Genomic DNA, 9,875 nt, shown 5'->3' with positions numbered 1-9,875 from the left:
GGCCGCGACCTTTCAGCATAAGCGATCGGCCATTCGCAGAGAGGGATTCTCCATCCCTGAACGCAGTGTCTCGCCTGGAGTCGCAAAAAAGCAGATCTACCTGTCGCACTCCGCCTTTTGGCCGCCCGGTCACGTCTTCGGCGCGATTGGCGAGTCGGGAAGGCATTCACGACGTTGCATGTGCCGCCGTGGTTTAATGCCGGTTGTCCCATGCGCAAGGGCCGGCCCGAAGTTCTGCCTCGATGCTCCGTGCGTTTCGGTCGTGCAGGCGTAAATCCTGAGGGCCCCAATCGCCCTCTGCACGGTGACCTGGACGAGAGTGCGCAGCCTCAAGCGGTTCAGGGTTTTTAAGCGGACAGGAGGGTGAGCCGGTCGAAAATACCGGCTCACCCGTCGTGAGGACGCGACTGCGGAGCTATGGTGCTGCTCTCACCATTGCGTCAGTGGTGAAGAAATCGCGTCCCACGGCGCCCATGTTAATGTACCAGCATTCGCGTTCCGGAGTGTCCTTGCCGGGCAGATAGCACATCGTCGACAACCCGGATTGAACGTCGGTAGAGGCGGCGCCTACTACGAATTCGCGCTTGAAGGGGTAGATTGCCACGCGGGCATCAGGAACCGGGCGGTCGCGATAGGTTAGCCAGTAGATGTGATTCTGCCAGAGTTCGCCCCGCGCATCGTATTCGTCGACGTAGGGTTCAAACCACATTTCGTTATCGATGTAGAGCAGCGACTTGGCATGTAGCGCCTGTCGATTGTTCGCACTCCATCGCGGCGTCGTCTCTACAATGTACATGGGGCGCAACTCCCAGTTTTCCGGACAGGCGCTCGCTCCGCCATCGGTCTGGCAGGTTATCTCCGGCGAGTGCGCCGCGTTGACCGACGCGAGCAGGGTTTTCTGGCCGAGGAACTTGTAGTCGTACTCTTCGATTTTCGCGTTGAATCCCGAGTAGTGATCAGGATCCCAGGTGGTCGGATTGGAACCTGCGGCCACCGAATCACTCATAATCCCTTCGTTCAGGCGCCGGACTCGGCGCGCTCCCGTGGCCCACTCCCAAATGTCGTCGGCCTTCTTCGGATTTTCATAGCGGTAACGGATAAAACCGCCGCCGCGCAGGTTTTCGGGAGCCAGGATCGGGTAGAGCGCGAACAGCCAGTAGCGGTCGGTTTTTTTGAAGTCGGGATCGATTGGCATCGGCTCGACTTCGGTTCGCCCCACCTCGTCATAACCGGCGTAGTGACCGATCTGAAAATAGTCGAGCAGGCCGATCGAACGATTGCGTCCCGTGTACATGTCGCCGCAATCGTAAAAGCGCAGGTCATAGTCATCGCTGGTGATCGGCCGGAAAGCGTTATTCCACATGATCTTGGTCGCAATCTTGGGATCGTTCGGATCCAGAAATGGAAATGGTTGCCCCGCCACGTAGTTCACCATGGTACGGCCGTCGGGAGAGAGCCTGACCTGCTGCGAGTACTTCTCGGTCGCGTCGCGATAGGGCGGCGGCCACTCGATGTGTTCGGTGGGAACGATCTTCATCGTCATCCCTTGAGTGACTTTGTAGTAGACCCCTGGCGAAACGAGGGGTTTCACCTTGTACGAATTCTCATACCTGATGAAGTCCCCGGGCTTCACGCCGTAAGGATTCTCTGCGCTGGCCGCGGGCCGGGTCTGGGTTACTGGGGGAGCGTTTGAGCTGGTCTGTGAAAATCCTGGCAATGGCACCAAAGCGATTGCCAAGGCGACGGCAAGCGTGAATATAGCCGCTCGCCAACAACAAGGGACGGCTTCTCGGGGCATAGGTAACCTCCTTCGGTCGGTTCGGGTAGAAACGATCGGGCACCAGATGCCGCAGCGAACCGCCACGGGCCGCCCCGCGTGAGAAAACCGAACAGAGAGCCGCGGTCAATCGCGGTCCCTGCGGAGGCATCTGATTCTAGCGACGAGGGGGCGCCTTAGATTGTTCACGCGCTGGAGATGAAAAACGCCGGAAACGATTTAAGTCGATCTAATGCTGGCGGCGCGCGGCTAGTCGTAAGTTGTGTGCAACGCGATTTCGAAATCTTCGATCAGATCGTCGCTGCTCTCCAGTCCTACCGACAGGCGCACCAGTCCATCGCCAATTCCTGCGCGTGCACGATCGTTTGCCGTCATACCCGAGTGCGACGTGGTCGCCGGGCGGGTTATCAGGGTCTCTACTCCGCCGAGGCTCGGCGCGCAGATGGGGATGGTCACGTTGGCGATGAAGCGGTCGGCGGCACGTGCGTCGCCCTCCAGTTCGAAGCTGAGCACGCCACCGAAACCATCGAACAATTCACAGGCGCGGAGATGATTGGAGTGACTGTCCAGGCCGGGATAGTTGACCCGGGTTACCCGCGGATGCTCTTCGAGAAAGCGCGCAATCCGCAGCGCGCTTTCGTTCTGATGTCGCACCCGCACGCCCAGAGTTTTGAGGCCCCGCTGGAGCAGGAAGCAGGCGTGCGGATCCAGCACCCCGCCCAGGTGATTCAGCTTGTGCGTAATTTCGCCGATCAGTTCGCCGCGTCCGATCACCGCGCCGGCGACGATGTCGGTATGTCCGTTTAGGTACTTGGTCGCGCTGTGCAGGGAAAGATCGAAACCGATTTCGGCGGGTCGGAAATTCACCGGGCTTGCGAAGGTGTTGTCGATAATCGAGAGCAGCCCATGCTCGGATGCAAACTCGCTGGCAGCTTGCAAATCGCTGACCTGCACCAGCGGGTTGGAAAGCGTTTCGACATAGATCGCCTTGGTTTGCGGCCGAATCATTTCGCGCCACGAGGTCGGGTCGTCGCCATCAATGAAATCGACCTCGATCCCGATCGATGGGAATTCCTGGGTCAGCAGGTCGTGGGTGCCACCATAAAGACAATCCTGTGCAAGCAGATGGCCTCCGCCGCCGACGACGGTAAGCAGCGTCGCTGAAATTGCGGCCATTCCGCTACCGGCAACCAGGGCTGCATCCGCGTTCTCCAGCATCGCCAGCTTGGTATGCAGGGCCAGATGGTTGGGCGTGTTGTTGAGCCGGATGTAGCGAAGGTCGTGGTAGCTGGTCTGGCCGCTGTATTCGTAAGTGGACGACTGAAAGATTGGCAGCGTAACTGCTCCGCCGATCCGTTGCTCGGGTTCGCCGCCGTGAACCAGCTTGGTGTCGAGCCCCTTCATCAGCTTTGCCATGCGGATTCCCTCCCGCATCATCATAACCGATTGGCGGGGCAGGAGCGTGCGACGCTGGCCGAGGTGCGGCGGGTGTTCAATGCCTGAGCGGCTGCCGCTATGCTTATGACAAACGATGAAAGCTCTCATAGTCGGCGGCGGTATAATCGGCGGAGCGGTAGCGTGGCGCCTTGCGCAGGAGGGCGTTGCGGTAAAGGTTTTCGAGCGCGGACGCCTGGGCCAAGAGGCATCGTGGGCGGCGGCCGGCCTGATCGGTCCCCAGGTCGAGGCTCAAGAGCCGGGGACTTTCTTCGATCTGTGCATGGCGGGAAAAAATGCGTTCGACGCGATAGTCGAGCGGCTTACCCGCGAGAGCGGAATCGATCCGGAATACGATGAACCGGGCGCCTTGTATGTCGCATTCGAGGAAGAAAGCGCGGCGCGCCTGAAAAGTCGCGCGCGATGGCAGCGCGAACTCGGTGCGCAGGTCGAGGAGTTGACGCCCGCCCAGGCGCTCCAGTTCGCACCGGCCTTGTCGCCCGACATCATCTTCGCGCTGCACCTGCCGACCAACCGGCGCACCGAGAATCGCAAACTCACCATGGCCTATATTCGTGCGGCTCAGAGGGCGGGTGCGGTGTTTCAGGAGAGCACGCGAGTCGCTGAAATTTTAAGCCGCGGCGGACGTGTGACCGGGGTGCGGTTCGACGACGGCTCCAAGGAAGAAAGCGATGTCGTCATCGACGCGGCCGGTGCATGGGCGGGAGAAATTCGCGGCCTCGAGGCGGACCAGCTGCGCTTCTATCCGGTGCGCGGTCAGATCATCTGCTTTGAGGGGCCGCCGGGGCTGCTCGGGCCGTCGCTGTTTTCACCCGACGGAATCCTGGTGCCGCGGCGCGACGGCCGGCTCATCGCGGGCTCGATTTTCGAAGACGCGGGGTTCAACAAGAGCGTGACGCTCGCCGGAATCGCAACCATCACCAGCGCGGTCGCCGCCATGGTTCCGGGGCTGGGCGGCGCAGCGTTCCGCGAAACCTGGGCGGGGTTGCGGCCTGCGTCGGATGATCTGATGCCGGTACTCGGTGAGTCGCCCTCGGTGGCGGGGGTATTCTACGCGGCCGGCCACTTCCGCAGCGGCATCTTGCTCTCCGCGCTCACCGGCCAGGTAATCGCGGATCTCGTATCCGGGAGAAAACCGCTAATCGACCTCGCGGCATTTTCTCCGGCGCGTTTCAAGAATGGCACCGTCAAGCGAGTGGCGCTGGACATGAAACACATATGAGCGCGCGCGTCGTTCTTGGCCTGGTTCGTGATCTGTTTTTTCGCTCCAAGCTGGACGCGGTCGCGGAATCTGCCGGCGTGAACCTGTGCTACGCCTCCGACCTGGATGCGGCCGCACGGCAATGCCGCGATAAGCATCCTGAGCTGGTTCTGGTCGATCTCTCAGATGCGGCGTTTCCTGCCGCGGCAACGGCTGCGCGCGTGCGCGGTGCGCTTCCGGATTCTCAAATCGTAGGGTTTGCGTCGCACGTCGACTTGAAACCGCTACGTGCCGCCCACGACGCGGGCTTCGTCTTGGCCTTGTCGCGCAGCGAGTTCACGGCCCGGCTGCCGGAGCTGTTCAAGGAAGGATTTCAAGCCCGCAAAAACCCGCCTTGAGCAAGTCGGTACCGCGCTTTGCGGCGAAGAGTCCGCGAGCGAAGTGGGCGGCGATCTCGGACACCATTCTGCAAAGAAAACGACTTGATGGGGAGTTAGGATAAAGCGGTTCCTTGCCCGCGCGGCGTCTTCTGGTGGAATCGGAGTGTCGCACGGGCGTCGCGATTGGTTGGCGGCCCGCTCGCTCAAGAAAGCAGGCTTGCCTGCTTTCGCGCTCAACTCCGCGACACGGCGATGATATATTCCGCAGCATGGCGTCCGTGCTGGCCGGGTTTCATCCTGCGGTTCGTGCATGGTTTGAAGGTCGTTTTGGGGGCCCCTCGCGCGCCCAGGAAATCGGGTGGCCGCTCATCGCGCAGGCACAGGGCGCCCGTGGCCATGACGTGCTTTTGTGCGCGCCGACCGGGAGCGGCAAGACGCTGGCGGCTTTCATGTGGGCGATCGACGGCCTGGTGCGCGAGGCAGAGCGCGCTGAGCTTCGCGATGAGGTCGCAGTCCTTTACGTTTCGCCGCTTAAAGCGCTTGCCAACGACATTCGACTAAACCTCGAGGAGCCACTCGCGGGCGTCCGCGAAGCGGGACACGCGGCTGGGCTCGACCTGAGCGGCATCCGCGCCGGCTTGCGCACTGGTGACACCCCCGCGCATGAGCGCAGCGCGATGCTGCGTCGACCTCCACACATTCTGGTTACCACGCCCGAATCGTTCTTTCTGCTGCTCACTTCCCCGAAATTTCGCGAGAAACTGGCCTCGGTTCGCTACGTGGTGGTTGATGAGCTTCATGCGTTGGCGGGGAATAAGCGCGGGGCCCATTTGGCCATCACCCTGGAGCGCCTAGAGCGGATGGTGCGCGCGCGGCGCGGGGTGCGGCCCGCACGGATCGGTCTCTCGGCAACCCTGAGCCCGATCGAAACGTTGGCCGAATTTCTCGCCGGGTTCGAGGTGGGAAGCGACGGCGCCCGGAGTCCGCGCGCGATACGGATCGCGCGCGCCGACGACCAGGTCCGCGCGATGGATCTTAAAATCGAAGCGCCCGGACCCGACCTCGGCCCGCTGGCCACCCATGAAAATTGGGATGCGATGTACGACGCGGTCGCGGAGCTCGTAAAAGCACATCGTACCACGCTGGTCTTCACTTTGAGCCGCCGATGGGCGGAGCGGGTTGCGTTAAATTTACAGAAGCGTGTCGGTGCGCGCGCGGTGATGGCGCACCACGGGAGCCTGGCGCGCAAGGAGCGCCTGGTCGCAGAGCAAAAGCTCAAGCGTGGCGAGCTGCGCGCGCTCGTGGCCACTTCCTCGCTCGAGCTCGGTATCGACGTCGGCGCGGTGGAGCTGGTCTGCCAACTCGACTCGCCCAAAACCATTTCTGCCGCGATCCAGCGCATCGGCCGATCGGGCCACAGCCTGGACGGGACCCCGAAAGGTCGTTTCTTCGCGATGACGATCGACGACCTGCTGGAATGTGCAGCGGCGGTGCGGGCGATTCGCCACCGCCACCTCGATGCAGTTGAAATTCCCGTGGGATGCCTCGACGTGGCGGCACAGCAGATCATCGCGATCGCCGCCGAGGAGCAGGACATTTCGACCGGTGATCTGCTCAAGATCATTCGTGGCGCCTATAACTTTGTCGATCTCGGGGACGGCGCCCTGAACCACCTTCTTGAACAGATGGCGACCGAGTTTCCCCAGCGCATCCAAGGCGCGCAGCCGAAAATCCATTTCGATGCAGCCAACCGCAGGGTGCGTCCGCGCCGTGGCGCACGGCTGGCCGCGATAGTTTCGGGCGGAACCATCCCGGAAGCGGGCAACTATGACGTGGTAATCGAGTCCGAAGGACGCAAGATCGGCGATGTGGAAGAGGACTTCGCTCAGGAATCGGTGCGCGGCGACGTGTTCTCGCTGGGTTCCATGCCGTGGCAGATCCAGCGCATCTCGCGCGGTCGACTGATGGTCGAGCCCGCGCCGGGGATGGCCCCCTCGCTGCCCTTTTGGCAGACGGAAGCCGCCGGGCGTTCCTACGCACTGTCACAGGAAATTGCGGACCTCCGCCGCGAGATCGCCACACGACTCGAGCGCGACGGAGCGGAGAGCACCGCAGGATGGCTGACTGGGGAATGCGCGCTTTCGGAACGCGCGGCGATGCAGGCCATCGACTACGTCCGCAGGGGCGTCGCGGCGTTGGGCGCGATTCCCGATGAAAACACCGTAGTCGTAGAGCGCTTCTTCGATGGGCTCGGCGGCACCCAACTGGTAATCCACACGCCGCACGGAATTCGCTTCAATCGCGCTCTCGGGCTGGCACTGCGCAAGCGGCTCTGTCAATCGTTCGACTTCGAAATCCAGGCTTCTGCGATAGATGACGGTGCACTGCTCGCGTTGAACTCGCGGCACAGCTTTGCCCTGCAAGAGATCTTCGCGATGCTTCCGGCACGACAGGCGCGTGGCGTGCTCGAGCAGGCCTTCCTTGCCGCGCCCATGTTCGAGGTGAGGTTCCGTCATGTCGCGTCGCGCGCGCTGGCGGTGATGCGCTCGGCGCACGGAACGAAGATTCCCGCGTGGATTCAGCGCTTGCGGTCGCAGGAACTGGTTGCGGCCTTGTTTCCAGGCCAGCAGGCGTGCCTTGAAAATCGGCCGCCGGCGATTCCCATCCCCGATCACTTCATCGTTACGGAAACCATGCGCGAATGCCTGACCGAATCGGCCGACGCGGATCGGATGGAGAAGGTGCTGCGTGGAATCGAGAACGGCTCGATCCGCGCCGTGTACGTCGACTCCGTATCGCCCTCGGTATTTGCCCATCGCCTGCTGCTGGCGTGGGACTACTCGTTCCTCGACGATGGTGAGCGCGCCAACCGGCGCAGCCGCACCGTTACGATGAATCGGGGCATGGCGGAAGATGTATTTCGCACCGAGGATCTTTCGCAAATGCTCGCCGTGGAAGCGGTGCAAAGTGTGGTCGCCGAGGTATCGGGGTTGGCGGCCGGACGATCGCCCCGCAATCGCGACGAGCTTTATGAACTGATCCGTGCCCATGGTTCGCTTGAAATTGCGGCGCTATTCGAACGCGGTGCGGAGTGTCGCGAGTTCTTCAACGAGCTTGAGAGCGAACGACGTATCGTACGTACCCGCCTGCCGGAAGAGTCGCGAGAGATCGTCTTTGCAAAAGAGGACGCGGGGCTGTTTGCCGGAGCATATCCGAACCTGGAGTTTTCCGACGCCGGCATGAAAGCGACCCCAGCCGATGGGGATTTCGCGCGGGCGGAGCTAGTGCGGCGCGCGCTTAAGACCTCGGGACCGGTGACCACTTTGGAACTCGCAGCGCGACTGGTTTTGTCCGAGCGTGAAGTTGCGGAAATCCTGCCAGCGCTCGAAGCCAAGGGCACGATCTTTCGCGGGCACTTTACCTCCGCGGCTACCATGCAATGGTGCGATCGATACAATCTGGAACGAATTCATCGCATCACTCTGGCGCGGGTTCGCGCCGAGGTCGCGCCGTGCAGCGATCAAGAGTACGCGGCCTTTCGTCTTCGTTGGATGCATATAGCCGGGGCCGACCTCTCGGCGGATGCAAATGGAGTCGCGCAGGTGCTCGAACAGCTCGCGGGAATGCCATTCGCAGCTGAGTTCTGGGAAACCTCCATCTTGCCCGCGCGCGTACCTGGGTATCGGCGCGAGATGCTGGACCTGGTTTGCCTCGGCGGGCAAACGAGGTGGACTTCGGTCCCCGACGAACCCGGTGTACGCGAGGTGCCTTCGCGGGTGACGTTTGTGCCGCGCCGCTGGGCGGTGACGTTGCGCCCCGAGATCAGTGACCCGGAAGACTTGCGGGATCGCGGCGTGCTCGCTGCATTGCGCGGCTCAGGCGCTCAGTACCTCGACGAGCTTTCGGAGCGAGTGGACCTTTCCGAGCGCGACACGCTGGCAAGTCTGTGGCGGCTGGCCGCACTCGGCCTTGCAACCAACGACAGCTTCGCGCCGCTGCGGCTCATCGCGGCCGACCGCGACGCGGTCGATGCCATCGCGAGCGCTCCGCGACGTGAGTTCACGAAACACGACGCGATGCTGCGCGCCCGCCTTAAGTCGAGCGTGTCGGGGCGATGGTCGGCGCTGGGCGCGCTGCGCAAGAACACCGATGAGGAGGTAGATCTCGCACGTGAGCTCGCCATGTTGCTCCTGAACCGCAACGGTATCTTGTCCCGCGAGATGCTCGCGCTCGAATCGCTTCAAGCGTCATGGCATGAGCTCTCGTTCGCGCTGCGGCGGCTGGAATATGCTGGCACCATTCGGCGTGGATGGTTCGTACGCTCGCTCTCGGCGGAACAATATGCGCTCCCCGCGGCGGTGGAGATGCTGCGCGCGGCGCGCAAGCTGATTTCGGCGCGCGAGCGGCCGCTGGCTCTGAGTGCCGCCGATCCGGCCAATCCTTTCGGAGCGCTGCTGCCGGGATGCGCGGTGACGCGCGACGCGGGAAACCTCGTGGTCGTGCGCGCCGGCACAGTTGTGCTCGGGCTCTCAGGGCGAGTGTTGCTCACCGCGGGTGAGATCGATGACGCGTCATTCAGCGCCGCAATCGCGGCGATTCTTGCGCTGCGCACCAAGGTTGTGATCGACACCATCGACGGCGTACCAGCGCTGGCATCGGTACGCGTGGGTTTGTTGGCCTCGATGCGGTTTCATTCCGACGGCCGCGCGCTGATCTACGATGGTTTGCCCGGACCGGTCCCGCTGCGCGCAACCCTCCGCGCATAGTCGCCTCGGGCCTTGGTCGCGACCTCTTTGCGAAAAATTTTGCGTCGGCGGGACGCGTCACTGACCTGGGCGGTTGCAATTTTTCCGCGTGCCTGGTGAAGGCGGATAGGATGCGCGGACATTTGGTGCTGCTTTTTGAGCGGCGGGACCTGGTGGGTCGAATCCGCTTAGAGCTCGTGCCGGCCCTTTGCGTTTGCTCGCACCCACCCGCGCGCTATTGTGGTCGCGGAGCGTGGAATTGTATGGCGCGCGTCTCGGTGATCGGAACGCGCCCCCACTTCAAAAGGATCCGAGGC

Annotated in this window: 5 protein-coding genes; 3 read left to right on the top strand and 2 right to left on the bottom strand. The window is 62.5% G+C overall.

Annotated elements, in window-relative coordinates; genetic code table 11:
• Window positions 1-415 precede the first annotated feature (415 nt).
• Both VGI36_08685 and VGI36_08680 read right to left on the bottom strand, forming a co-directional pair.
• Window positions 416-1,633 carry a DUF1329 domain-containing protein gene (locus VGI36_08685; GenBank protein ID HEY2485212.1) on the bottom strand — a complete coding sequence of 406 codons (1,218 nt, stop codon included), beginning with the start codon at window positions 1,631-1,633 and terminating at the stop codon, window positions 416-418.
• Between the two features lie 393 nt (window positions 1,634-2,026).
• Complete coding sequence (locus VGI36_08680) at window positions 2,027-3,193, bottom strand: aminotransferase class I/II-fold pyridoxal phosphate-dependent enzyme (GenBank protein ID HEY2485211.1); 1,167 nt, start codon at window positions 3,191-3,193, stop codon at window positions 2,027-2,029.
• Between the two features lie 115 nt (window positions 3,194-3,308).
• On the opposite strand from VGI36_08680, the gene thiO reads away from it, so the two are divergent.
• From thiO to VGI36_08665, 3 genes are all read left to right on the top strand, one after another.
• Entirely contained in the window at window positions 3,309-4,454 is a 1,146-nt protein-coding gene (gene thiO / locus VGI36_08675) for a glycine oxidase ThiO (protein ID HEY2485210.1), read from the top strand.
• Complete coding sequence (locus VGI36_08670) at window positions 4,451-4,831, top strand: hypothetical protein (GenBank protein HEY2485209.1); 381 nt, start codon at window positions 4,451-4,453, stop codon at window positions 4,829-4,831. The genes thiO and VGI36_08670 overlap by 4 nt, the downstream gene beginning before the upstream one ends.
• Before the next feature lie 251 nt (window positions 4,832-5,082).
• A complete protein-coding gene (locus tag VGI36_08665) occupies window positions 5,083-9,579 on the top strand; it encodes a DEAD/DEAH box helicase (GenBank protein ID HEY2485208.1) in 4,497 nt (1,498 codons plus the stop codon).
• Window positions 9,580-9,875: the final 296 nt, after the last annotated feature.

Source organism: Candidatus Binataceae bacterium, assembly GCA_036495685.1.
In the GTDB taxonomy this organism is placed as follows: domain Bacteria; phylum Desulfobacterota; class Binatia; order Binatales; family Binataceae; genus JAFAHS01.
Note: the sequence above shows the minus strand (reverse complement) of the source record. Positions and strands in the feature narration are given on the sequence as shown.